The organism is Dactylosporangium sp. CA-139114 (assembly GCF_050955725.1).
In the GTDB taxonomy this organism is placed as follows: Bacteria; Actinomycetota; Actinomycetes; order Mycobacteriales; family Micromonosporaceae; genus Dactylosporangium.
In genome coordinates, this window is the sequence record NZ_CP192080.1 from 8,514,111 (window position 1) to 8,539,112 (window position 25,002).

Consider the following 25,002-nt stretch of genomic DNA (forward strand, 5'->3'; position numbering starts at 1 on the left):
ATGTCCACGCCGATCCCGTCCAGCCCGGTCCCGTCCACCCCGGTCCCGTCCAGCCCGACCCCGGCCGTCGCCACGCCGCGGCAGCGGACCGCGGCCCTCGCCGGTGCGCTCAGCGGCGCGGTGCTGCTCGTGGCCACGTCCTCGGCGCGCTCGCCCTACGGCGGTCCGGGCAACCCGGTGCTCAACCTCGCGCTGCAGGCCAGCCCGCGCGGCGCGTTCGACGCCGCGTACGAGCTGGGGCCGATCGTCGTCATCGTGGCCGCCCTCGTCCTGCTGCGCCGGTGGCCGGTGCTGATGGCGGGGGCGGGGCTGCTGGCGGTACCGATGCTGCTGCCGACGGAACTGGCACGGCACCTGCCGCTGTCGGTCTCGCTGCTGCCCCGCTGCGCCCAGCCGCTCGCGCTCGTCGCGGTGCTCGCGGCCGCCCAGGCGATGCTCCGGCGCGGCGAGACCGGCCGGGGCACGCTGGTCGCGGGGCTCAGCGTCGGGACCACCCTGCTCGGCATGGCCATCGCCGACGCCTGGTGGCAGCCGTACGGTGCCGTCTACGACTGGCAGCGCACGCTCGTCGTGCTCGGGATCGCCGGCGCGGCGACGGCGGCGTGGCTGCTGCGCGGGCACGACCCCGCGGCCCGGCCCGGCGGCCCCGAGCACCAGGGCTGGCCCCGGCTGCGGCTGGTCCTGGCCGGCGGCCTCGCCCTGGCGCTCGCCTTCCCGCTGGGCCTGCTCACCCCGGACCGCCTCGCCATGCTGCTCGGGGTGTCACAGAGCGCGATGTACCGCCACGCGTACGTGGCCGGCGCCGTCATCGGCACCATCACGCTCATCGTGGTCGCCGCGCTCGCGGCGATGGCCGGCCCCTGGTCCCTCGGCGGGGCCCTGACCGCGGCGACGGCCCAGGTCGGCATGGTCGCGCCGCTGATCCTGGCGATGGGGGCGCTGCGGTACACCACCCTGCCCTTCTTCTCCGTGCTCGGCGGGCTCGCCGTCGGCGCCGGCCTCGCCTGGACCCGGCTGCGGGTGCCGCTCACCGCCGGCGTGACCGTGGCCGCCGCGACCGCGCTGTTCATCGCGTACGCGGCCACGACCGGGCACCCGGAGAAGCTCGCCAGCCAGGGCAGCGTCGTGCCGGGCATCCTCATCGCGGTGCTCGTCACCGCGGCGGCGACGGCGATCGTCGGCACCGTCGCGCCGACCCTCGCCCCGTCGGGCGCCGCACCCGCGACCCTCGGCCCGCTCGCGGTCGTGCTGGCCCTCGGCGGGCGCCAGGCGATCGAGGCCACGTACCTGCAGGACGGGCTGCCCGCCTCCTCGTACTTCAACCCGGTCTTCCACCTCACCACGTCGGCCGTCCTGCTCCTCGTCGCCGCGGCGGGCGTCGGCGGGCTCGGCTTCGCCCAGCAGTGGGCGTCGCGCCGCGCGGACCGCCTGCGCGCGGAGCAGATCCGCCGCGAGGCCGCCGAGGCCGAACGCAACCGGCTCGCCCGCCCCATCCACGACGGGGTCCTGCAGGTGCTCGCGCTCATGCAGCGCCACGGCAACGAGCTCGGCGGGGCCGGCCCGCAGCTCGCCACCCTCGCGGGCGAGCAGGAGCAGGCACTGCGCAACCTGCTCTCCGGCGGCCCCATCGCGCCGGCGGCCAACCGCCTCGACGTGCGCGCCACCCTCACGGCCCTCGCCTCCCCGACCATCGAGGTCGCGGCGCCCGCGGAGCCGGTGCTCCTGCCGGCCGACGCGTCCACCGAGCTCACCGCCGCCGTCCAGGCCGCCCTCGACAACGTCCGCCGCCACGCGGGCCCGACGGCGCGCGCGTGGGTCCTCGTGGAGGACGAGGGCGATGCCGTACGCGTGACCGTCCGCGACGACGGCGTGGGCTTCGCGCCGGAGCGCCTGACGGAGGCCGCGGACGCGGGGCGGCTGGGCGTGGCCCAGTCGATGCGCGGGCGGATCGCGGACCTGGGCGGGACGACGGAGATCTCCAGCCGCCCGGGGAAGGGCACCGAGGTCGAGTTCTACGTCCCCCGCCGCCGCGACTCCCCCACCTGACGCGACCGCCCACTCTCTCCCCCCGACGCGATGGCACCCTCCTTCGTCTTGCTCCCACGCGATGGCGCCCTCCTTCGTCTTGCTCCCACGCGAGGGCACCCTCCTTCGTCGACGAGCGCCCGCGCGCAGGAGCAGCTCGCTCCTGTCCTCTTCGTGCTTCCCCGTGCTTCTGTCGTGCTTCTCCGTGCGATGGCAGCACCGCCGGTCAGGAAGCGCTCGCGCGGCGGCTCGATGCGCCGGGCTCACCCGCACCGAATGGGCGGTGGCCGCCGAGTCGGTTTGCGGGTCCGCGGAATCCCGAACCGCTGCGGCCGGCCGAGGGCACGGACGTGGGCGCCGTACGCCCGGCGACACGGATCGCGGCTCTGCGCAGTCACGGACGGGCGCCGTCAGTCGGGCAGGCACACCCGGGCTCAGCTGCGTGCGCGGAGTTGCGAACGGGCGCGGCCAGTCGGGCAGGCACACCCGGGCTCAGCTGCGCGCGCGGAGTTGCCAACGGACGCGGCCAGTCGGGCAGGCACACCCGGGCTCAGCTGCGCGCGCGGAGTTGCCAACGGACGCGGCCAGTCGGGCAGGCACACCCGGGCTCAGCTGCGCGCGCGGAGTTGCGAACGAGCGCGGCCAGGCGGGCAGGCACACGCAGGCTCAGCTGGGCGCGCGGAGTTGCGAACGGGCGCGGCTAGTCGGGCAGGCGGGCGCGGGCTCGGCTGGAGTGGCGTGCGAGCGGCGGGTTGCGGGTCTGCGGGATCGCGGGCGGGTGCGGCTGGTCAGGCGGGTGGGTGCGGCCCGAAGACGCGAGCAGCCCGAAGACGCGAGCAGCCCGAAGACGCGAGCGGGCTATGGGTGGGCGCGGGCCCAGGCTCGGGAGGCGGCCATGCGTTCCACCGCTGTCGGGTGGCTGCCGAAGAGGAACTGCTCCAGCGGGTTGGGGTCCGGGTCGCCCAGGTTGACCAGGGCCAGGCGGCCCTGCATGGCCTCGAACTCCTTCGGGTTCGCGGTCAGCCGCAGGGCGTGTTCGTCGGCTCGGGCCTCGACGCGACGGGAGACGAAAGCCTGGGCCGGGCCGGCGAACAGGCTCGCGATCGTGGCCAGCGCCAGGAGCAGGGCCAGGGCCCGGGGTTCGGCGATCGAGTCGACGCGGGCCAGGCGTAGCAGGGCGGACCAGGAGCCGATCAGGTAGAGGGCGCAGACCGCCGCCGCGGCGCCCAGGGCGCCCAGCAGCGTGCCCGTCAGGACGTCGCCGTCCTTGGCGTGGCCGAGCTCGTGGGCCACCACGGACTCGACCTCGGCCGGTGGGGCCTTCTCCAGCAGGGTGTCGTAGACGACGATGCGGCGGGTCGGGCCGAGGCCGGAGACGTAGGCGTTCACGGCTCGGGTGCGGCGGGACGCGTCGGCGATGAGCACGTCGCGGACCGGGACGCCGTCGCGGGCGGCCAGGCTCATGAGGCTCGTGCGCAGCTCGCCGTCGGGCATCGGGGTGAACTTGTTGAAGACCGGCTCGACGAGGACGGGCAGGATGAACGAGAACAGGATCGTGAGCACCGCGGCGCCGGTCGCGGCCCAGGCCCACCACCAGCGCGGGGCGAAGTGGGTGACGGTGTAGAAGCCGACGAGCACGATCGCGCCGATGACGGCGCCGACGGCATAGCCCTTGAGCAGGTCGACGGTCCAGCCGCCCCAGTTCTGGGTGGACAGGCCGTAGCGGCGCAGGATCGACTGGCGCCACGCGGACAGGGGCAGCGCGACGACCTCGCCGACGAGGGTGACGAGGAAGCCGCCGAGCAGGGCGCGGGCCAGCCAGTGGCCGCCGAACGGGCGCCCGGCCTGCTCCACGAGCCAGGCGCCGGCGGGGGTGAGGCCGAGCACGAGGGCGACGATGAGGCCGAGGACGATCGAGAGATACATCCCCGGGCGCAACGCCGCGTGGAAGGCACGCCCCTGGGCGACCGCGTCGCGCGGCAGGGTGTTGAGCGCGGCGAGCTGATCGGCGCGCGGCGCGGGCGGCGACGACCAGGGCACCCGCAGCAGCGCGACGACGGCCGCGGCGACGAGCAGCACGACGAGCGTGATCGTGGCCCAGAGCCGGGGAGTCATCGTGCCAGCCTATGCGGCACGCCGTCGGCCGCGCCCGGCACGAGGAGCGTGACCACGGGGCGGAAGCGGGTGGTCATCGCGGCCGCCTTCGTCGCACCCCGACGGCCGCAGCCGCAACGTCAACGGCCGCGCCCGGCACGCCGGGCACGCCGAGCGTGAGCACGGGACGGAAGCGGGTGGGCATCACGGCGGCCTATGCGGCGCGCCCGCGGCGACGGCGGGGTGAGGGCACGGGGGTCACGGGGGTGGCCTCGAAGTGGGTGGGCTCCAGGACGGTGACGTCGAACCCGGCGAGCTCGAACACCTCGATGGCGCGCACCTCCTCGGCGCCGAGCTGGTGCAACGCGGGCGGGGTGTCGAGCAGCAGGGTCACCACGCAACTCCTGCAGGCGTTGCCCCGCACCGAACAGCTTTCGCAGTCGACGAGCATCGCTCCTCCAATACCGACGATCCGCCGGAGCCGGGATCCGCCCGGCATATGGCGTATCGGTGAACCCGATAGCACGAACGGTAGCGAGGGGGTACGACAAAAAATGCAAACGCCCAGGTCAGAGCGATGATCACGGAGCGTGCGGAGGCGGGCCGGACCCGCCCAGGCGCGTTCGGCGCGGGGAAGGCGAAGTGCGGGAAGCCGAAGCGCGGAAAGCAAGGTGCGGGAGCCAGCGCGGGAGCCGGACCGGCAGCAGGAAACCCAGGCACCAGACGAGCGCGCACGGGCAAGCGAGACCGCGCAGGTAGCGAAGCGCGGGAACGAGACGGCCCGCGGCAGGGGGTCAGGAGCGGGACAGGCGGCGCAGGAGGGTGTCCGAGGAGAGGGGGTAGGCGCCGTGGCGGCGTACCCCGTCGATGACCTCCTTGTCCGAGGAGATCACCACGATCGGGCGCCCCGCGGGTTCGGCCCGGACCAGGCGCCGGATCAGCTCGTCGGCCGTCTCGCCCTTGCGGGAGAACAGCACCCGCACGCCCCGCGGCGCCGGCGGCAGGCCGTGCACCCGCTCCGCGCCGTCGAACACGACGGTGACCTCGGCGCGCGTCTGCGCCGCGAGCCCGCCGACCCCGGCGATGAGGCGGTTGCGCTGCTGCTCGAGGGAGATCTCCGCGTACCCCTTCTTCGTGACGTTGTAGCCGTCGACGATCATGTGGGCCTTGGGCAGGCTCAGCAGCTGGTCGAGGCGGGCCGGGTCGTCGGCGTCCAGGGCGCGCGCGGCGGCGGTGACGCCCTCCGGGCGCTCGGCGGCGGCGTCGGCCACGAAATCGGCCGGGAGCTTGTCGGTCGGGTCGAGGGCGAGCTCGCGGCGCAGGCCGACGGCGGCCTGGCCGATGGTCTCGAGCAGCAGCCAGAGGCGGGCGTCGTCGACGGCGCGGGCGTCCTTGGCGCTCTGCCGCTGGGCGCCCGCGGCGGTCTCGGCCTCGGCGAGGCGGGCCCGCAGGCGGCGCAGCTCGGCGTCGTGGTCGGCGTTGACCTTGGCGGCGCGGCCCTTCTCGGCCGCGAGCATGTCGGTGACCTTGCGCTCCTTGGCCTGCGACTCGCGCAGCGCCTTGGCCAGCGCCCGGGCCTCCTCGCGCAGGCCGGCGGTCTCGTCGCGGAGCCGGGCCAGCTCGTCGCGCAGCTTGTCGGCCTCGACGCGGGCGACGGCCCGGTCGTGCTCGGCGCGCGCGAGGCGCTGCTCGACGTCGCGGACGCGCTCGGAGGCGACGGCCCCCTCGGCCTCGGCGCGCACGGTCTCGGTCGCGTCGGTGACGAGCCGGCGCCAGCCGTCGGGGCGGGCGAGGTACGCCAGCGCCGCCACCTCGACCGGGTCCGCCGCCGCCGGGGCGAGCCCCTCGAGCACGGCCGCGCCCAGGTCACCGGCGTCGTTGACCACCCGGGTGGCCAGGCGCTGACGCAGCAGGGGGTCGCCGGAGAGCTGCATGGCGATGACGGGGCCGCCGAGGCGGGCGCGGCGGTTCGGGGCGAACTTGGCCACCCGCCGCAGCGGCATGGGCAGCTCCTCCAGCGGCAGCCCGGTCATGGCCCCCGCGGCGAGGGCGATCACCCGCTGCCGGACGACGTCGGGCAGCACCGGCTCGAGTTCGTCCTCCGTGGCCTGCGCAGGCTCCATCGCGGCCTCGATCTCGAGGTCGTCGGGAGCGTCGTGCGCAGACATCACTCCAGTGTCGCATTGTCGACCACATTCGCCCGGGATGGTGTCCGAGACGGCCGCCTTACCTCGAACGGCTAAAAGCTGACATATCCTTATTTCACCCAATTAGGTGTACGGCTTGGGAGGCGGGGATGGCGGTACCGGTACCCAGCAACGAGGCGGACCGCGTCTCCGCGCTGCACGCGATGGCTGTCCTGGACACGCCGCCGGAGACCGATTTCGACGACATCGTCCGAATCGCGAGCGAGGTCTGCGGCGCGCCGATCTCGCTCGTCACGCTCGTGGACACCGAGCGGCAGTGGTTCAAGGCCAAGATCGGCGACATCGACCTGGCGGAGACGCCCCGCGAGGTGGCCTTCTGCGCGCACGCGATCATGGGCCGCGACCTCATGGTCGTGCCCGACGCCACCGCCGACGTGCGCTTCGCCGACAACCCGTACGTCACCCCGGACGACGGCATCCGCTTCTACGCCGGCGCGCCGCTGCTCACGGCGGAAGGCGCGGCCCTGGGCACCCTGTGCGTGGTCGACCACAACCCGCACCGGCTCGACCTCGACCAGATGAAGGCGCTGCGGGCCCTCGCCAAGCAGGTCACCGAGCTGCTCGAGCTGCGTCGGCTGGTGGTGACCGACGACCTGCGGGGCCGGCCCGAGCCCCGCTCGGTGGACCTCGCCTACCTGACCGAGGCCCGCATCCGGGAGCTGCGCGGGATCGCCGACGCCCGCAACATCGCCATCACGCTGGGGCTGACCGACCCGGCATCGATCCACGCGGACCCCGCGCGGCTGTCCCGCGCGCTCGACTACGTCATCTTCGGCGCGCTCAAGCTGGCCCCGGCCGGCGGCCGGGTCGCGGTGCGGGTGCTGAGCACCCCGGTGCCGGCGATCGAGATCGGCCACGCGGGCGGCAGCATCCGGCCCGAGTGGCAGGCCGACCTCGCCGGGATGCGCCCGGCCGACGAGCCCGTGCCCCGGGCCGTCGCCGACATCCTGCGCGCCCACGGGGCCACCGTCATGGACACCTCGGCCATGATCGGCTCCCCCGACGTGCGCATCGAGCTGCGCTTCCCGCCGCACTAGGATTTTTTTGTCACACCCTGGTCGTAGTGTGCGCCCGTGCCCCACTACCACCAGGAATCGCTCGACGCCCTGTTCGACGACCCGCGCGCCGCCACCCTGTTCTCCACCACGTTCGTCGTGGTCGACCTGGAGACCACCGGCGGCGCACCGGACGGCGGCGGCATCACCGAGATCGGCGCGGTGAAGGTCCGCGGCGGCGAGATCCTCGGCGAGTTCGGCACCCTGGTCAACCCGCAGGAGCGGGTGCCGGCGTTCATCACGGTGCTCACCGGCATCACCGAGACGATGCTGCTGGAGGCGCCGCGGCTGGAGACGGTGCTGCCGAGCTTCCTCGAGTTCGCCCAGGGCGCGGTGTGGGTCGCGCACAACGCGCCCTACGACACCGGGTTCCTCAAGGCGGCCTGCGCCAAGCACGGCTACGCGTGGCCGAAGCCGATCGTGCTCGACACCGCCGCGATCGCCCGGCGCGCGATGGTCGCCGACGAGGTGCCCAACCACCGCCTGTCGACCCTCGCGCGGCACTTCCGGGCCTCGACCCAGCCGGTCCACCGGGCGCTGGACGACGCCCGGGCCACCGTGGACGTGCTGCACGGACTCTTCGCCCGGCTCGGCAGCCTCAAGGTGCACACCGTCGGCGACGTGATCGAGTTCGTCAAGGCGGTCAGCCCGGCCCAGCGGCGCAAGAAGCACCTGGCCGAGGGGCTGCCCGACGCCCCCGGGGTCTACATCTTCCGCGGACACAAGGACCGGCCGCTCTACATCGGCACCAGTTCCTCCATCGCGACCCGCGTGCGCAGCTACTTCACGGCGGCCGAGAAGCGCGCGCGGATCAGCGAGATGATCAACGCGGCCGAGCGTGTGGAGGCCATCCCGTGCGCGCACTCGCTGGAGGCCGAGGTGCGCGAGCTGCGCCTGATCGCGGCGCACAAACCGCCGTACAACCGCCGCTCGAAGTTCCCGGAGCGCGTGGTCTGGCTCAAGCTCACCAGGGAGGCCTACCCGCGGCTGTCGATCGTGCGGGAGGTGCAGGGCGACGGCGCGGCCTACCTCGGGCCGTTCGGCTCGCGGCGCTCCGCCGACCTCGCGGCGGCCGGGCTCTACGACGCGCTGCCGATCCGCCAGTGCACCCACAAGCTGTCGCTGCGCACCCAGACCCCGGCGTGCGCGCTCGCCGAGCTGGGCCGCTGCCCGGCCCCGTGCGAGCACCGGATCTCGGCCGATGACTACGAGACGGCGGCCGCGGCACCGTTCCGGGCGGCGACGGTCGGCGACCCCGGGCCGGTCGTGCGGGGGCTCATGGCACGGATCGAGGCCCTGGCCGAGGCCGAGCGCTACGAGGACGCGGCGACGCTGCGGGGCCGGCTCGTCGCGTTCCTGCGCACCGCGATCCGCCAGCAGCGCCTCGCCGGGCTGAGCGGGCTGCCCGAGGTGGTGGCCGCGCGCCCGTCGGCCGCCGGGGGCTGGGAGATCGCGGTGGTGCGGCACGGGCGACTCGCCGCGGCGGGCGTTTCACCCCCGAGGGTGCATCCACAGCCGACGCTGGATGTGGTGTTGGCCACAGCGGAAACCGTCCAGCCCGGGCCGGGACCGACGCCCCGGGCCTCCCCGGAGGAGACCGAGCGCATCCTGGCTTGGCTCGAGCGGCCCGAGACGCGGCTGGTCAAGACCGATATCGGCTGGTCGTCGCCGGTGGACGGGGCCGCGCGGTGGCGGCCGTTCCTCGTGCGGGCCGAGGCGGCCGCATCGGTTCAGACCGACTTGGATGGGTAGGTACATCGGACGAACGACCATACTCAAATGACCGATCGGATGCCCGGTGGGAAACTAGGCTGGAACCTACCCAAACCCAGGCCCGTGCAGGCCCGTCGGTGAGGAGGTGCCGCTATGGAGCCCGGAATGCAACCCGGCGCGTCTTTCGGTGCGGGCTCCTCCCCGATACCGGGCGCCGCGTTCGCCGGTCCGGCAGTCCCGGGTGTTGAGTCCCAAGTCCCGGGTGTTGAGTCCCACGAGCCGGGGGCTTCAAACATCGCGGCTGCGGCGGATGTCGCGGGCCCCAATGCGACGCACAGCGAGTACATGGTGGACCCAGCGGCGTCGGACGGCAACCCCATGGAGTTGCCGAATTTCCGCGGCGCCGGGACGAATCCGCTCGCAGCCCCGGTGACCAGCCAGGACGCGCACCGGCTGGTCGACGAGGCGGTCGCGGCGCTGGACGACTCCGGCATGTCGCCGCCAGGCCGCCCCTCCCCCGACGACGGGGCGAACGCGGGCCTCGGGGCGATCGGATCGCGGACGATACGCGTCGAGAACCTCAGCTCCGGCGGGTTCCTGACCCCGGGCGAGCGGCCCCGGCCGGCGGAGATGTTCCTCGGGCCCAAAGGCCTCCCCACCGCGACCATCGCGACGCCCGAGCGGCGGCGGGTCGCGCCGCCAGGCGAGCGGGCCGGGACCGAGCGGTCGCCGAACGACCGGGGCGGGGACGGCGCCGAGCGTCCACACGAACAGCAACACGCTGCGTCGCAGCACGCGGACCGAGTGCCCGCGGATCGGATGAGCCCGGATCGAGCCCGACGGCCCGACCACGTGCCGGCCGACCGCGGGCATCAGCATGACCGGGCAGTGAACGACCGCGCCCCCTCCGGCGAGCGACCCACGAACGAGCACGGCGGACGGCCCGAGCGCGGGAGCAACGAGCACGAGCCGCGCGCCGGTGGACCCGACTGGCCCGCCAACGACCGGGCGATCGAGAACCGGCCGCGGCGCGCAGAGGCAGAGGCAGAGGCACAGAGCGCCCCGGCCGGCGCGCCCGCGACCGAGACCCCCGAGGCCCGAGCCGCGGAAAGCCGAGCCGCCGAGAGCCGAGCCCGGGCCGAGACCGCTGAGGCCCGAGCCGCCGAGGCCCGAGCCGTCGAGAGCCGAGCCCGGGCCGAGACCGCCGAGGGCGGCAAGCCGCACAACACGCACGCGCCCGACGAGAGCCGCGCGGGCCGCAAGCAGGCGCTGCCCCGGCCGAGCCGGCGGGAACCGCTCGACGACCGGTACGCGGCGCCCCGCAAGAAGCTGACCGCGCCGGCGGCCGACGACTCCCCCGAGGTACCGCCGCCGCCGAGCTATCAGGCGCTCGCCGGGGGTGCGGTGCCGGGCGACCCGACCGCCACCTACACGGCGATCATCGGGGCCCGGCTGCGGGCGATGCTGCCGTGGCAGTCGGGCGACGACCCGATGTCGGGCATTCTGCGAGTACACCGGCAGATCCATCCCTCCGCGGACATCGCGCTGCTGCGCCGGGCGTATGCCACCGCCGAGCAGATGCACCGCGGGCAGATGCGCAAGAGCGGCGAGGCCTTCATCTCGCACCCGCTGGAGGTCACCGAGATCCTCGCGGACCTCGGGATGGACACGACGACGCTGGTCGCGGCCCTGCTGCACGACACCGTCGAGGACACCGACTACACCCTCGGGGCGCTGGAGCGCGACTTCGGCGGCGAGGTCGCGCTGCTCGTCGACGGCGTCACCAAGTTCGACAAGATGTTCTACGGCGCCGACGCCGAGGCCGAGACGATCCGCAAGATGATCGTCGCCGCCGGGCGGGACGTGCGGGTGCTCGTCATCAAGCTCGCCGACCGGCTGCACAACATGCGCACCATCGACGCGCGGTCGGTCAAGAGCCGGGTCCGCATCGCCACCGCGACGCGGGAGGTGCTGATCCCGCTGTGCGAGCGGCTCGGCATCCAGGCGCTGAAGCGGGAGCTCGAGGACTGGGTGCTGCGGGCGGTGTCGCCCAGCGGCTACGCGGTCGTCGCCGACTACGTGGAGCAGCGGGTCGGCTGGGACGACTACCTCGAGAAGGTCATCGCCGCGGTGAGCGGCGACCTCAAGCGCTTCGGCCTCGACGCCACCGTCTCCCCCCGGCCCCGGCATCTGCACTCCATCTGGAAGGACACCGTCGACGGCAACTACGCCGAACCGCACGACCTGCCCCGGGTCGTGATCGTGGTCGACGGGCCCGACACCGACTGCTACGCGGCGCTGGGCGCCGTCCACGGCAAGTGGCGGCCGGTCCCCGGGCGGTTCAAGGACTTCATCGCGACACCGAAGAACAACAACTACAAGTCGCTGCACACCACGGTGCTCGGGCCCGAGGGCCGCTCGGTCGAGGTGCTGATCCGCACCGTCGAGATGCACCAGGCGGCGGAGTACGGCATCGTCGCGAACTTCCGCTATCCGAGCACCGCCGCGCGCTTCGGCCCCGCGTCCAAGGCCGAGCAGCTCGACTGGCTGCGCCGGCTGCTCGACTGGGAGGCGTCCGCCTCCGACCCGTCGCAGTTCATCGCCTCGCTGCGCTGCGACCTCGCCGAGGACCAGATCCTCGTGCTCACGGCGGGCGGCGGGCGCCCCGTGCTGCTGCCCGCGGACGCGACGCCGGTCGACCTCGCGTACATCCTCGGCGCCGACGTCGGCAACCGATGTATCGGCGCCCGGGTCAACGGCCGCCTCACCGCCGTCTCCTCCCCCCTCGCCGACGGCGACACGGTCGAGATCATCACCCGCGCCGGCCAGCGCGACGAGTTCGACTTCGACGCCGACGCCCCCGCGCGCGGACCGTCTCCGGAGTGGCTGGACTTCGTGCGTACCCCGCACGCCCGCCTCCACATCAGCCGCTGGTTCGAGGCCCACGAGGCCCCGGCGATCACCGTCGCCAACAAGGTCCGCCTGGGCCGGCTCGCCATCGGGCTGGCGCTGCGCCAGCAGGGCCGCGGACTCGCCAGTGACCTGCCGCTCGTACGCCTCGCGGCCCGCCTCGGCTTCCCCGACCTCGAGACCCTCCTCGTCGCCGTCGCCGACCACGCCCGCACCGCCGACGAGGTCGTGGCCGAGCTGATCGCGCTGGTCGACCACTCACCGCACTGACCCCGCGCACGGCTCATCTAGCCTTACCGGATGACCGACATGCGTGGGCGCGTGCGCGCGCTGGCGTACCGCACGTTCTACCGGCTCCCCGGGCGCTGGAAGCGGCGAATCGTGCGCACGTTCCAGCCGACGTACACCATCGGCGCCGTCGCGATCGTCCGCGACCCCGCGCTCACGCGGATCCTGCTGCTGCGCCAGCCGCCCGGCGCCGGCTGGTCGCTGCCGGCCGGGCTGATGGACCGCGGCGAGACCCCGGCCCAGACCGCCGCCCGCGAGCTGCACGAGGAGACCGGCATCAAGCTCCCGCCGGAGCGGATGCGCCCGGCCGCCCCCAACGCGATCGTGCACACCCGCGGCCAGTGGGTCGACATGGTCTTCGAGGCCGAGATCGAGCCCGGCGACGAGCTCGTCGTCGACCACGCCGAGATCCTCGAGGCGGCCTGGCACCGGGTCGACAACCTGCCGCCGCTGACCGTGTCCACGTCACGGCTGCTCGCGCACTACGGCATCGGGCCGTACAAGGACTACCCGGAGGTCCTGGAGGCATGAGCGCCGACATCTGCGCCGTGGTCCTCGCGGCCGGGGAGGGCCGGCGGCTGCGGCCGCTGACCGAGCACCTGCCCAAGGCGCTGTGCCCGGTGGGCAACGTCGCGCTGCTGGACCGGGCGCTGGAGCGGGTGCGCCACCTCGGGCTCGACCCCGCCGTCAACGCCTGCTACCTCGGGCACCTCGTCGCCGAGCACGTCGGTTCGCGCGCCCACCTGTCCGTCGAGCCCGGCGACCCGCTCGGCACCGCCGGCGGGATCGGGCTGCTGCGGGACTGGATCGGCGGGCGGGGCGTGCTGGTGGGCAACGCCGACGCGTACCTGGCCGCGCCGCTGTCCCCCGGCGCGGACATCGCGGCGCTGCTGGACGGGTGGGACGGGGACACGGTGCGGCTGCTCGGGGTGCCGGGCCCGCCGTACGAGTTCGGCTCCCACCGCTTCGCCGGGTTCTCGCTGCTGCCGTGGGACCTGGTGAAGGGGCTCGAGCCGGAGCCGTCGGACCTCGTGCGGCTCGTGTGGCGGCCCGCGGAGCGGCAAGGGCGGCTGGAGGTCGTCGCCTACCCGGGCACCTACCTGGACACCGGCACTCCCGCGGACTATCTGGCGGCGAACCTGCATGCCGTACACGGGGAAAATCTCGTGGCCGCGGACGCCGTCGTGACCGGAACGCTCGACGGGGCCGTCGTCGGCAGCGGAGCCCACGTCGCCGGCCGGGTCAGCGGCGGGGTGGTGTGGCCGGGCGGGGTCGTCGCGGCGGGCGAGACCCTGCGGCAGGCGATCCGGGTCGGCCGGTCGCTCACCGTCCCCGCCCACTAGCATGGCTGTTGCCCACAGGCCGGAAGGAGCTCCGCAGGTGATCACCGCGATCGTCCTCATCGACTGCGCCACCGACTCGATCCCGGAGGTGGCCGAGAACATCGCCAACCTCGACGGCGTCAGCGAGGTGTACTCCGTCGCCGGCAACGTGGACCTCATCGCCATGGTGCGGGTGCAGCAGTTCGACGAGATCGCCGAGGTCATCGCGAACCGCATCTCCAAGGTTCCCGGGGTCGTGGAGACGGACACCCACATCGCATTTCGTGCGTATTCCCGCCACGATCTTGAAGAAGCTTTCGCGATCGGGCTCCCCGACGCCGACTAATTCCTGTTTGCCCTGCTGAGGCCCGTTTGCAGTGGTTCAAATCGCATCGAATGCGGGCTCCGGAGGCGGTACCCTCGCCGCCATGAGGATCGGCATCGTAGGAGCCACCGGGCAGGTCGGCAGCGTCATGCGCCACATCCTGGCCGAGCGGCAGTTCCCGGTAGACGAGTTGCGCCTGTTCGCCTCCGCCCGCTCGGCGGGGCGGAGCATCGACTGGCAGGACAAGCAGATCACGGTGGAGGACGCGGAGACCGCGGACTACGCCGGGCTGGACGTCGTGCTGTTCTCCGCGGGCAAGGGCACGTCGAAGGAGCTCGCCCCGAAGGTGGCCGCCGCGGGCGCCGTCGTCATCGACAACTCCTCCGCGTGGCGGATGGACCCCGAGGTGCCGCTCGTCGTCGCCGAGGTCAACCCGCACGCCGCCGCCAACCGGCCCAAGGGGATCATCGCCAACCCGAACTGCACCACGATGGCCGCGATGCCCGTGCTGCGCCCCCTGCACGACGAGGCCGGGCTGGTGGCCCTGGTCACCTCGACGTACCAGGCCGTCTCCGGCGCGGGGCTGGCCGGCGTCGCCGAGCTCGACGAGCAGGTGCGCAAGGTCGCCGACGGCGCCGCGGCGCTCGCCTTCGACGGCTCCGCCGTGGCGTTCCCGGCGCCGGCGAAGTTCGCGCGGCCGATCGCCTTCAACGTGCTCCCGCTCGCCGGGGCCCTCGTCGACGACGGCTCCTTCGAGACGGACGAGGAGCAGAAGCTGCGCAACGAGAGCCGGAAGATCCTCGAGATCCCGGACCTGCGCGTCTGCGGCACGTGCGTCCGCGTGCCGGTCTACACCGGGCACTCCCTGCAGATCAACGCCCGCTTCGCCCGGCCCATCTCGGTCGCGCGCGCGACGGAGCTGCTGTCGTCGGCGCCGGGCGTGGCGCTGAGCGACATCCCGACGCCGCTGCAGGCCGCGGGCGCCGACCCGTCGTTCGTCGGGCGCATCCGCGTGGACGAGACCGTGGACAACGGCCTCGCCCTGTTCGTCTCGAACGACAACCTGCGCAAGGGTGCGGCGCTGAACGCGGTGCAGGTGGCGGAGCTGCTCATCGCGTAGCACTGCGGTTACACCGCGTCGAACTGCAATGTGATCAACTTGAATGGCCATGCTAGGCTAGGTGTATATCGGAATGCGGCACCTCGAGGGTCTCTGCATTGTCTGAGCTGCTCCGGGTCGGACGCGTGTGATCGTTTCCACTTGTCGCACGCGCCCGGCCCGGGCCCCTCACAGGTGCCGGCCGAACCAGTCGAGGATGGCCTCGAAGCGCTGGATGCGGTGCGACGGCCGGCCCGACCTCGACAGCTCGTGCCCCTCCCCCGGGAAGAGCAGCAGCTCGGCCGGGGTGCCGTTGCGCTTGAGGGCCACGAAGAGGCGGTAGGCCTGCTCGACGGGGCAGCGCCAGTCCTGCTCGGAGTGGATGATGAGCATCGGCAGCGAGATGCGGTCCGCGTAGGACAGCGGGCTCTGGCGGGCGACGTCACCGCCATACAGGGCGTCGGCGAAGAACCAGCCGATGTCCGACGAGCCCATGAAGCTGTCGATCGCGTTGACGGCCCGCTCGGAGACGGCCGCGCGAAAACGGTCGCCGTGGTGGGCGGCGAGCCAGGTGGTCATGAAGCCGCCGTGGGAGCCGCCGAGCACGCCGACCCGGGACGCGTCCAGGCCGGGGTCCGCCAGGGCCGCGTCCAGCAGGGCCAGCAGGTCCGTCGCGCTCACCTCGCCCACGTTGCCGCGGATGGGCTCGCCGTGGGCCTCGCCGTAGCCGGAGGAGCCGCGCGGGTTGCCGTAGACGACCGCGTAGCCGGCGTCCGCGTAGACCTGGGGCTCGTCGAAGAGGCGCCAGCCGTACTGGCTGTAGGGGCCGCCGTGGATCATGAGGAGCACCGGGTGGGGGCCCTCGCCGGCGGGGCGCACGACCCAGCCGTGGACCGGGTAGCCGTCCGGGGCCGTGGCCGTCAGCTCGACCTGCTCCAGCGCCTCGAAGCCCTCGTTGAACGCCGTCAGCGGGCGATCACCGGCGTACAGCTCGCCCCAGTTCGACGGATTCGTCTCATTTGTCACGAGAACGCCGTTTGCGCAGGCGAACGCGGCCACCTGACGAGCGCCGGTCACCAGGGGCGTCGGCTCCTCGCCGGTGTAGGGGACGCGCAGGAGCTCCACCGCACCCCGGTTCTCGTGCATGAACAGGGCGCCCTGCGGCGTCACGTCCATGTCGCCGCCCGGCATGGCCAGGTGGTAGCGCGCCGGGTCCAGCAGCGGGACCGCCTCGCCGCCGTCCAGCGGGATCGACCAGAGGGTCTCGTTGCGCAGGACCGCCGCCGCCGGAGCAGCCGTGAAGAGGACCGCGCGGCCGTCCGGGCGGAAGCGGGGCTGCGCGGCCGCGAACGTGCCGCTGGTCAGGACCCGCTGGTCCGAGCCGTCCGCGCGGCAGACGCACACGTCCGCGGACCATTCGTCGCCGGGCGGGGCGAGGTAGGTCAGCCACTCGCCGTCCGGGGAGAAGCGCGGGTCGCCCTGGCCCTCGGCCAGCCGGGTGAGCTCGCCGGCCGGGGTGACCGTGAAGACGTGCGACGGGCGGTCGCGGAAGAAGCCCAGGCCGTCCAGGCGGTTGAAGACCTGGGTGAGCCGTCTCGGGGGCTCGCCGTCGGGGCCGATCGGTTCGCCGTCGTCCGTGCTGGCGGTGCCGTAGCGGGACTCCTGCGGCACACGGGCGGAGAATGCCAGCCGGGCGCCGTCGGGCGACCAGTCGGGCACGCCCGCGCCCAGGGGGCAGTCGGTCAGCGGCCACGCGTCGCCGCCGGCCAGCGGCAGGAGCCACAGCTGGGGCCTGGCGGCCTTGTCGGCGCGGCGCAGGAAGGCGACGTGCCGGCCGTCGGGCGAACAGCGCGGGGCGCTGTCGTGCCAGCCGCGGGTGAGCTGCTCCGCGGGGCGCGAGCCGTCGGTCGGCACGAGCCAGAGCTGCGAGGTGTACGAGTCGGTCGCGAGGTCGGCGCGCGCGACGGCGACGACGGCGACGCGGCCGTCGGGGCTGAGGGCCGGCGTCCCGGGCGTGCGGATCTGCGGCAGATCGGCGGGCTTCACCAGCAGCACAGTAACGGGCGAGGGGGCGCGCTACTTGCGGGTAACCTCCTACGCCTACCCTACGAGCATGGAGCCGACGCTGGAGACCGTGGTCCGCGGGTCCGACTCGATCGCCCTGCACGTGTATCCGGCGCCCGACGACGCGCCCACGCTCGCGGTGCTGTGGCCGGCGATGGGCGTGCCCGCCCGGTACTACCGCAAGTTCGCGGGCGAGCTGACCGCGGCCGGCGTCGCCGTGGTGGTCGCGGATCTGCGCGGGACGGGGGCGAGCTCGCCGCGGCCCGGGCGGGGGTCACGCTACGGGCTGGGTGATCTCACGGCCGATGTCGACGCGGTGCTGACGCACCTCAAGCCTCGGCGGGCGGGGCGGCGGACGATCCTGGTGGGGCATTCGCTGGGCGGGCAGGCGTGCGCGCTGCACCTGGCGTTCGAGGCGGCGGGCGCGTACGGGGCCGGGAGCGATGTCGCCGGGCTGGCGCTGGTCGCGGTCGGGCTGCCGTACTGGCGCAGCTACCCCGGCGGGCAGGGGCCGGCGATCCTGCTGCAGACCCAGGCGCTCGGGGTGGCCTCGGCGGTGCTGCGGGTCTGGCCCGGCTGGGGGTTCGGCGGGCGGCAGGCCCGCGGGGTCATCCGGGACTGGGCGTACACGGCTCGCACGGGGCGCTATCCGCGCCTCGGCGGGGTCGACGTCGAGGCCGCGTTCGAGCGCGTCCGCACGCCCGTGTTCGCGGTCGACGTGGCCGGGGACCGGTACACGCCGCCCGGGACCGTTTCCCGGCTGCTCGACAAGCTCTCGGGGGCGCCGGTCACGCGTGAGCGCTATGCGCCCGAGGCGGCCGTCGACCACTTCCGCTGGGCCAAGCACGGCGAGGAGCTGGCCGGCCGGGTCGCCGCGTGGGCCCAGGGCCTGTAGATCGTCGTCAGCGCGCGGTGCCTCGCCGCGACGCCGGAGACGAATCGGCCCCCGGGTTCCCATGAACCCGGGGGCCGTCTCGTGTTGGACCAGGGGCTCAGTGGCCCGAGGTGATCTCCTCGCGGTCGGCGTCCTCGACCTTGCGCTGAGACGGCCTCGCCGGAGGGACGGCCTTCTCGATCGGGTAGAAGAAGCCCTTCACCGTCGGGGCGAGCGCGCCGAGGCGGTTCATCTTCTTCGGCACGACCCAGCCCGCGTATTCGAGGCCGTGGTGGCCGTCACCGTCCGCGTGGCCGTTCGCCGTCGGCAGCGGCTGGTGCACCTCCATGAAGCGGCCGTCCGGCAGGCGCCGGATGATGCCGGTCTCCACGCCGTGCGACAGGACCTCGCGGTCGTGCTGCTGCAGGCCCAGGGCCAGGCGGTACGCCACGTAGTAGGCCACCGGCGGCACCACCAGGATGCCGATGCGCCCGGCCCAGGTCATCGCGTTGAGGCTGATGTGGAACTTGTCGGCCAGCACGTCGTTGCCGCCGGAGATGAGCAGCACGACGTAGAACGCGATCGCCATGGCGCCGAGGGCCGTGCGGAACGGGTTGTCCCGCGGGCGCTCGAGCAGGTTGTGCACCGACTTGTCCTTGCTGAACCGAGCTTCGATGAACGGATAGAAGATCGGCAGCATGGTCAGGATGCCGGGCAGCACCACCGTGGGCCAGAAGATCGGCGGCAGGGTGTAGCCGTCACCCCATCCGAACAGGTCGAAGCGGATCTCCCACGCGGGGAACAGACGCGTCGAGCCGTCCAGGAACATGACGTACCAGTCGGGCTGGCTCGCCGCCGAGACCACCGCGGCCTTGTAGGGGCCGAACAGCCAGATCGGGTTGATCTGGAAGAGGCCCGCGAGCGCGGCGATCATGGCGAACACGATCATGAAGAAGCCGCCGGCCTTGGCCGCGAAGCCGGGGAACATCCGCACGCCGACCACGTTCTCGTTGGTCCGGCCGGGGCCGGGCCACTGGGTGTGCTTCTGCTTCACCAGCAGGCCCATGTGGACGCTGATGAGCGCGAGCAGCGCGCCCGGGATGAGCAGCACGTGAACGATGTACAGGCGGTCGAGGATGACCTCGCCCGGGAACTCCCCGCCGAAGAGCGAGGTGCTGATCCAGGTGCCGATGATCGGGATGGACAGGATGATCGCGGAGGCGATGCGCAGACCGGTGCCGGACAGCGCGTCGTCCGGCAGCGAGTAGCCGCCGAAGCCCTCCAGGAAGCCCATCCAGAACAGCAGCACGCCGACGATCCAGTTGGCCTCGCGCGGCTTGCGGAACGCGCCGGTGAAGAAGACGCGGAACATGTGCACCACGATCGCGGCCATGAACAGCAGGGCCGCCCAGTGGTGCATCTGGCGCATGAACAGGCCGCCGCGCACGTCGAACGACAGGTGCAGGGCGGTGTTGTACGCCTGCGACATCTCCACGCCCCGCAGCGGGGTGTAGCTGCCGTTGTAGACGGTCTCGGCCATCGACGGGTCGAAGAACAGCGCCAGGAAGATGCCGCTGAGCAGCAGCACGACGAACGAGTAGAGCGCGATCTCACCCAGCAGGAACGACCAGTGGTCGGGGAAGACCTTGTTCAGCAGGCGGCGCAGCGGGGTCGCCGCCTGGAACCGCTCATCGAGCGCCCCCGCCGACTTGGCCGGCAGGGCGCGGAGGTCGATCTTGCGCCGTTTCATGGCCGCTCCCAGAAGGCGGGTCCGATGGCAACCTTGTAGTCGGACGTCGCGACGAAGTATCCCTCATCGTCCACCGTGATCGGCAGTTGCGGCAGCGCCCGGCTGGCGGGGCCGAAGACCGGCCGCGCGTTGTCGGTGATCTGGAACTGCGACTGGTGGCATGGGCACAGCAGGCGGTTGGTCTGCTGCTCGTACAGGCTGGCGGGGCAGCCCGCGTGGGTGCAGATCTTCGAGTAGGCCACGAAGTTCTGCCACTGCGAGCCCTTGTTGACCGCCTTGGCGTTCTTCAGCGTCTCCTGGGCGTCCTGCTCACGCAGGTGCATGAGCAGGGTCGGCGAGTCCGCGTACTTGTTGGTCGCGCCGCCGGGGATGCCCGGGAAGACGGTGATCTGGCCGCCGACGCTGACGTCGGCCGGGCGGATCGGGGTGCCGTCCTCGTGGGTGAGGCGCACCGGCTTGCCGTCGTTCTTCTTCGGGTCCCAGCCGGTGGTGAAGAAGACGTTCTCGCCGTTCTGCGTCGGCGCCTTGATCATCGAGCCGACGAGCAGGGCGCCGGCGACCGCGCCGAGCGGGGCCGCGCCGGCCGCGAACGCCAGGCCGACGAACTTGCGGCGCTTGAGGCCGAGCTCGTCGCCCATGTTCAGGATCGTGGCCGCGGTGAGCTTCTGCTCGGTGGGGTCCGACGGCCCGTCGTGGCGCTCCTGGATCGAGACCTCCTCGGGGAGGAGCTTCTTCGACCAGGTGATGATGCCCAGGCCCAGGGTCAGCAGGGCCAGGCCGAGCGTCGCGCCGAGGATCGGCGTGTAGTACGGGTACAGCTTCTGGTAGGTCTCGTTGCCGTGCCCGTAGTGCCAGGGCCACGCGATGAAGGCGACCACGAACACGGTCCCCATGAGCCCGGTGAGCAGGAACAGGAAGGCCAGCACGCGCTCGATGCGCTTCTCGGCCTTCGTGCCCGGCACCGGGAAGCGCGGCGCGTAGTGCACGATCTCGACGCCGTCGCGGCGCGCGCCCTCCTTGACGAGGTCGAACCGGGTGAGGCTCGGGTCGCTCGCGTCGAACTGCTCCTCCGTGGGAGCGGTGTGGGTGGTCATGACTTCCCTGCAATCCACAGCGTGGCGAACACGAGCGCCGCGATACCGACGAGGAAGATGACAAGCCCCTCGGGGACCGGACCGTAGCGGCCGATGTTCCAGCCACCGGGGTCTGTCGACGACGACTTGTTCAGGGTCTGGACGTAGGCGATGATCGCGGCCTTGTCGTCCGGGCTCAGCTGGTTGTTGCCGAACACGGGCATGTTCTGCGGGCCGGTCAGCATGGCGCCGTAGATGTCACGGTTGGTGGAGTGCTGCAGCGTCGGGGCGAACTTGCCCGAGGAGAGCGCGCCGCCGCCGGTGCTGAACGCGTGGCAGGACGAGCAGTTGACGCGGTAGAGCTCACCGCCGTGCGCGAGGGTCTTGGGGTCGGCCTGCGCCTTCTTGACGTCCTGGTCCAGGCTCTGCGCGCTCGGCAGCTGCGGCCCGCCGCCCAGTTCCTGGATGTAGGCGCCGATGTCGGCGGCGTCCTTCTCGCTGTACATCGGCTGCTTGCGCTGGGCCTGCGCCTCCTGGCGGGCCAGCGGCATGCGGCCGGTGTTGACCTGGAACTCGACCGCCGCGGAGCCCACGCCGATGAGGCTCGGGCCGCGGTCCTGCACGCCCTGGCCGTTCGTGCCGTGGCAGGTGATGCAGCTGGTCTCGTACAGTTCCTTGCCGTGCTTGGCGGCGTCCGAGAGGGCCGGCACGTCCTCGGCGCGGCCGACGCCCGGGGCGTATGCGCTGTAAAGGCCGCCGACAATCGTGAGCGCGGCGATCAGGCGCACGGCCGCCTCCAGCCGGCGGCGCAGCTTGCCCCGCGCCGCGCGCGCGCCTCCCGGCACCAGCCGGGCAAGCGGCCGCTTGCTCTGTTCGGAAGTCATGGCCTCACCTTTGTCGTCATCACCTATGTCGTCTCGGTGGTTGTTCGGTGGTGGTGGTCCCTGCGGGGGTGGTCCAGAGCGTGACGGGGCCCGGATGCGGCGACCTACTGCAGGAAGTAGATCATCGCGAACAGCGCGATCCAGACCACGTCGACGAAGTGCCAGTAGTACGACACGACGATCGCCGCCGTCGCCTGGGCCGGCGTGAAGCGCCCCATCGTCGTGCGGATGAGGTAGATGACGAATGCGATGAGGCCGCCCGTGACATGCAGGCCGTGGAAGCCGGTCGTCAGGTAGAACATCGAGCCGTACCCGTCACCGTTGATCTTCACACCCTCGCCCACGAGGTTGCGGTACTCGTTCACCTGGCCGAGCACGAAGGTCAGCCCCATGATGAACGTCAGCGCGAACCACCGGCGCAGGCCGTGCACGTCACCGCGCTCGGCGCGGAACACGCCGATCTGGCAGGTGATGGACGACAGCACGAGGATGACGGTGAACGTCAGGGCGTAGGGAATGTTCAGCGCCTCGGTGTGCTTCTCCCAGAGCTCCGGCGCAGCCGCGCGGATCGAGAAGTACATCGCGAAGAGCGCCGCGAAGAACATCAGTTCGCTGGAGAGCCACACGATCGTCCCGACACTGACCATGTTGGGCCTGGTCAGTGAGTGGATCTGGCTCTTGGCAATCGCTGGGGCCGCAGTCACAGCGTCATTATTGCCCCCGATCATCACCGCGTTTGCGCGGGGTCCACCAGACACGGACGATTCGTGCGGCGGCATAGTGTGGACACGTGCTCCAAGCTGCCGAATCAGGTCCTCCGACCGCCACCGCGATCCTCGGGTCGTTCCACGTCTCGTGGCTGACGCTGGTGCTGCTCGCCTCCGCCGGGCTGTATCTGGCGGGGGTCGTGAAGCTGCGCCGGCGCGGTGATCGCTGGCCGCTCGCGCGGACCCTGTTGTTCCTGTTCCCGGGTCTGGGAGCCATCGCGTCTGTCACGATGAGCGGAGTCGAGGAGTTCGACACGACGCTGCTCAGCGTCCACATGGTGCAGCACATGGTGCTGGCCATGATCGCGCCGATCTTCCTGGCGCTGGGCGCTCCGGTGACGCTCGCGCTCCGCACGCTGCCGGCCGGCGGGCGAAGGGCCCTGCTCGCGGTCGTGCACTCGCGGGCGGCGCGCATCCTGGCGTTTCCGTTGGTGGCGTTCGGCTTCTTCGTCGTCACGCCGTTCGTGCTCTATTTCACGAATCTCTACGAGCTCACGATGCGCCACGAGTGGTTCCACGAGGTCACGCACGCGCATTTCATCGCGGTCGGCTGCCTGTTCTTCTGGCCGCTGATCGGGCTGGACCCGCTGCCGGGGCGGTGGCCCTATCCGGCCCGCGCGCTGCTGATGTTCCTGTCCACGCCGTTCCACACGGTGCTCGGCCTCACGATCATGCAGAGCCGGACGCTGCTGGGCGGGGACTGGTATCCGTCGCTGCACCTGAGCTGGGCCGATCCCGTCGCCGACCAGGCGCTCGCGGGCGGGATCCTGTGGGCCGGCGGCGAGTTCGTCTCGGTGACGATGCTCGCGGTGCTGGTCGTGCAGTGGATGCGCCAGTCGGACCGGGAGGCCAAGCGCATCGACCGCCGCCTCGACCGGGAGGAGCGGCTGTCGCAGGAGGAGGCGGAGTGGTCCGCCCGCACGGGAATTCCCATAGCCCCTGACGGGGCACCGACCGCGAAACTCGAGGACGGTACGATCCCGGAGGCAGACGCCACACGAGGAGCAGCGCGCACATGAGCGAGCACATTGTCCTGCTGTACAGCGACGACGCCGAGGTCCGCGACCGCATGCGGCTGGCCATCGGCACCCGCCCCGCGGCCGACCTGACGGTGAAGTTCGTCGACGCGTCGACGTACGCCGAGGTCGTCAAGCTGGTCGACGACACCGACGTCGACCTGCTGGTGCTCGACGGCGAGGCCACGCCCGGCGGCGGCCTGGGCATCGCCCGGCAGCTCAAGGACGAGGTCAGCGACGCCCCGCCGGTGGTGCTGGCCATCGCCCGCGCCGCCGACCGCTGGCTGGCGTCCTACGCGAAGGTCGAGGGCACGATCATGTACCCGCTCGACCCCGTGACCACCGGGGAGACCGTCTCCGGCCTGCTCCGCGCATACCCCGCCATCCGCCGGTAGAGCGCTGCGGCGCACCGGCAGCGCCGCCGGTGCCGCACGCGGGCGCCCAGTTCCCCCTCTGGAGGCCGCCATGGGCGACCGCACCTGGCCGACGCTGCTCACCGCCCTGCTGCGCGGGGAGGATCTGTCCACCGAGGACACCCGGTGGGCGATGGGTGAGATCTTCTCCGGCTCCGCCACGCAAGTGCAGACCGCGGCCTTCGTGATCGCGCTGCGGGCCAAGGGCGAGACCCCGGCCGAGGTGGCCGGGTGCGCGGAGATGATGCTGGAGTTCGGCGCGAAGGTGCCGGTCTCCGACGCGCTGCGCGACGCGGCCGTCGACATCGTCGGCACCGGCGGGGACCGGGCGAACACCGTGAACATCTCGACGATGGCCGCGGTCGTGACCGCCGCCGCCGGGGTGCCCGTGGTGAAGCACGGCAACCGGGCCGCGTCGTCGTCGACCGGCGCCGCGGACCTGCTCGAGCGGCTCGGGGTGACCATCGACATGGGCCCGCAGGACGTGGCGCGCTGCGTGGACGAGGTCGGCATCGGCTTCTGCTTCGCCGCCCGGTTCCACCCGGGGATGCGTCACGCGGGTGTACCGCGCCGTGAGATGGGCGTGCCGACGGTGTTCAACTTCCTCGGCCCGCTCACGAACCCGGCCCAGCCGACGGCGGCCACGATCGGCTGCTTCGACCTGCGCATGGCCCCGGTGATGGCCGACGTGCTGGCCGGGCGCGGGTTCTCGGTGCTGCTCGTGCGCGGCGAGGACGGCCTGGACGAGTTCACGACCGCGGCCCCGACCCGCGTGTGGGTGGTCGGCGGCGGCACGGTCACCGAGACCCTGTTCGACAGCACCGACCTCGGCCTGGCCCGCTCCGCCCCCGGCGACCTGCGCGGCGGCGACTCGGAGCACAACGCGGACGTGGCCCGGCGGATGTTCGCCGGCGAGCCCGGCCCGGTGCGCGACGCGGTGCTGCTCAACGCGGCCGCGGCGATCGCGGCGCGGGCCGGCGGGCTGACCGTGGCGGACCTGGGCGCACAGCTCAAGGCGGGCCTGGACCGGGCGGCCGCGGCGGTGGACTCGGGAGCGGCGACGGCCCTGATGCAGCGCTGGTCGGCGTTCAAGCCGAATCCGTCCGAGGGGTAGTACGGACTC

At 72.7% G+C, this 25,002-nt stretch carries 20 protein-coding genes; 12 read left to right on the forward strand and 8 right to left on the reverse strand.

Features of this window, described 5'->3' with window-relative positions; all coding sequences use genetic code 11:
- Entirely contained in the window at positions 1–2,046 is a 2,046-nt protein-coding gene (gene macS / locus ACQP2P_RS38120) for a MacS family sensor histidine kinase (RefSeq protein WP_433609372.1), read from the forward strand.
- 837 nt (positions 2,047–2,883) lie between these two features.
- Here the strand turns inward: macS and ACQP2P_RS38125 are convergent.
- The 3 genes from ACQP2P_RS38125 to ACQP2P_RS38135 form a co-directional block, all read right to left on the reverse strand.
- Positions 2,884–4,140 (reverse strand): M48 family metallopeptidase, encoded by a 1,257-nt coding sequence (locus ACQP2P_RS38125; protein WP_433609374.1) that lies wholly within the window; start codon positions 4,138–4,140, stop codon positions 2,884–2,886.
- A 193-nt stretch (positions 4,141–4,333) separates the two neighbouring features.
- Complete coding sequence (locus tag ACQP2P_RS38130; RefSeq protein WP_433609376.1) at positions 4,334–4,570, reverse strand: hypothetical protein; 237 nt, start codon at positions 4,568–4,570, stop codon at positions 4,334–4,336.
- A 343-nt stretch (positions 4,571–4,913) separates the two neighbouring features.
- Positions 4,914–6,242 carry an NYN domain-containing protein gene (locus ACQP2P_RS38135; RefSeq protein ID WP_433619432.1) on the reverse strand — a complete coding sequence of 443 codons (1,329 nt, stop codon included), beginning with the start codon at positions 6,240–6,242 and terminating at the stop codon, positions 4,914–4,916.
- Positions 6,243–6,415: 173 nt separating this feature from the next.
- Here ACQP2P_RS38135 and ACQP2P_RS38140 point away from each other — a divergent pair, with 173 nt between their 5' ends.
- The 7 genes from ACQP2P_RS38140 to ACQP2P_RS38170 all read left to right on the forward strand — a co-directional run bounded on the left by ACQP2P_RS38140 (position 6,416) and on the right by ACQP2P_RS38170 (position 15,059).
- Positions 6,416–7,363 carry a GAF domain-containing protein gene (locus ACQP2P_RS38140; RefSeq protein WP_433609378.1) on the forward strand — a complete coding sequence of 316 codons (948 nt, stop codon included), beginning with the start codon at positions 6,416–6,418 and terminating at the stop codon, positions 7,361–7,363.
- A 36-nt stretch (positions 7,364–7,399) separates the two neighbouring features.
- Positions 7,400–9,133: a DEDD exonuclease domain-containing protein gene (locus ACQP2P_RS38145; RefSeq protein WP_433609380.1), complete on the forward strand. Its 1,734-nt coding sequence runs from the start codon at positions 7,400–7,402 to the stop codon at positions 9,131–9,133.
- Positions 9,134–10,498: 1,365 nt separating this feature from the next.
- A complete protein-coding gene (locus ACQP2P_RS38150; protein WP_433619434.1) occupies positions 10,499–12,274 on the forward strand; it encodes a RelA/SpoT family protein in 1,776 nt (591 codons plus the stop codon).
- A 30-nt stretch (positions 12,275–12,304) separates the two neighbouring features.
- Positions 12,305–12,823: an NUDIX hydrolase gene (locus ACQP2P_RS38155; RefSeq protein WP_433609382.1), complete on the forward strand. Its 519-nt coding sequence runs from the start codon at positions 12,305–12,307 to the stop codon at positions 12,821–12,823.
- Positions 12,820–13,635 carry a nucleotidyltransferase family protein gene (locus tag ACQP2P_RS38160; RefSeq protein WP_433609384.1) on the forward strand — a complete coding sequence of 272 codons (816 nt, stop codon included), beginning with the start codon at positions 12,820–12,822 and terminating at the stop codon, positions 13,633–13,635. Before ACQP2P_RS38155 ends, ACQP2P_RS38160 begins: the two co-directional genes overlap by 4 nt.
- A 37-nt stretch (positions 13,636–13,672) precedes the next feature.
- Positions 13,673–13,960, forward strand: coding sequence for an Lrp/AsnC family transcriptional regulator (locus ACQP2P_RS38165; protein WP_433079229.1), 288 nt, complete (start codon positions 13,673–13,675; stop codon positions 13,958–13,960).
- Positions 13,961–14,042: 82 nt separating this feature from the next.
- A complete protein-coding gene (locus ACQP2P_RS38170; RefSeq protein WP_433609386.1) occupies positions 14,043–15,059 on the forward strand; it encodes an aspartate-semialdehyde dehydrogenase in 1,017 nt (338 codons plus the stop codon).
- A 168-nt stretch (positions 15,060–15,227) separates the two neighbouring features.
- On the opposite strand, the gene ACQP2P_RS38175 is transcribed toward ACQP2P_RS38170, so the two are convergent.
- Positions 15,228–17,084, reverse strand: a complete 1,857-nt coding sequence (locus ACQP2P_RS38175) for a S9 family peptidase (protein ID WP_433609388.1) — start codon at positions 17,082–17,084, stop codon at positions 15,228–15,230.
- Positions 17,085–17,151: 67 nt separating this feature from the next.
- On the opposite strand from ACQP2P_RS38175, the gene ACQP2P_RS38180 reads away from it, so the two are divergent.
- A complete protein-coding gene (locus ACQP2P_RS38180) occupies positions 17,152–17,997 on the forward strand; it encodes an alpha/beta hydrolase family protein (protein ID WP_433609390.1) in 846 nt (281 codons plus the stop codon).
- A 97-nt stretch (positions 17,998–18,094) separates the two neighbouring features.
- Here ACQP2P_RS38180 and qcrB read toward each other — a convergent pair whose 3' ends face one another.
- The 4 genes from qcrB to ctaE all read right to left on the reverse strand — a co-directional run bounded on the left by qcrB (position 18,095) and on the right by ctaE (position 22,387).
- Positions 18,095–19,726 (reverse strand): cytochrome bc1 complex cytochrome b subunit, encoded by a 1,632-nt coding sequence (gene qcrB / locus ACQP2P_RS38185; protein WP_433609392.1) that lies wholly within the window; start codon positions 19,724–19,726, stop codon positions 18,095–18,097.
- Entirely contained in the window at positions 19,723–20,820 is a 1,098-nt protein-coding gene (gene qcrA / locus ACQP2P_RS38190; protein WP_433609394.1) for a cytochrome bc1 complex Rieske iron-sulfur subunit, read from the reverse strand. The genes qcrB and qcrA overlap by 4 nt, the downstream gene beginning before the upstream one ends.
- On the reverse strand, positions 20,817–21,683 hold the full coding sequence (gene qcrC, locus ACQP2P_RS38195; protein WP_433609396.1) for a cytochrome bc1 complex diheme cytochrome c subunit: 867 nt from the start codon (positions 21,681–21,683) through the stop codon (positions 20,817–20,819). The genes qcrA and qcrC overlap by 4 nt, the downstream gene beginning before the upstream one ends.
- Before the next feature lie 104 nt (positions 21,684–21,787).
- Positions 21,788–22,387 carry a cytochrome c oxidase subunit 3 gene (gene ctaE, locus ACQP2P_RS38200; RefSeq protein ID WP_433079243.1) on the reverse strand — a complete coding sequence of 200 codons (600 nt, stop codon included), beginning with the start codon at positions 22,385–22,387 and terminating at the stop codon, positions 21,788–21,790.
- A gap of 86 nt (positions 22,388–22,473) precedes the next feature.
- Between ctaE and ACQP2P_RS38205 the strand changes: the two genes are divergently transcribed.
- From ACQP2P_RS38205 to trpD, 3 genes are all read left to right on the forward strand, one after another.
- Positions 22,474–23,469: a cytochrome c oxidase assembly protein gene (locus tag ACQP2P_RS38205; RefSeq protein ID WP_433609398.1), complete on the forward strand. Its 996-nt coding sequence runs from the start codon at positions 22,474–22,476 to the stop codon at positions 23,467–23,469.
- Positions 23,466–23,861 carry a hypothetical protein gene (locus ACQP2P_RS38210; protein ID WP_433079247.1) on the forward strand — a complete coding sequence of 132 codons (396 nt, stop codon included), beginning with the start codon at positions 23,466–23,468 and terminating at the stop codon, positions 23,859–23,861. Before ACQP2P_RS38205 ends, ACQP2P_RS38210 begins: the two co-directional genes overlap by 4 nt.
- Before the next feature lie 70 nt (positions 23,862–23,931).
- A complete protein-coding gene (trpD, locus tag ACQP2P_RS38215; RefSeq protein ID WP_433609400.1) occupies positions 23,932–24,993 on the forward strand; it encodes an anthranilate phosphoribosyltransferase in 1,062 nt (353 codons plus the stop codon).
- Positions 24,994–25,002 lie beyond the last annotated feature (9 nt).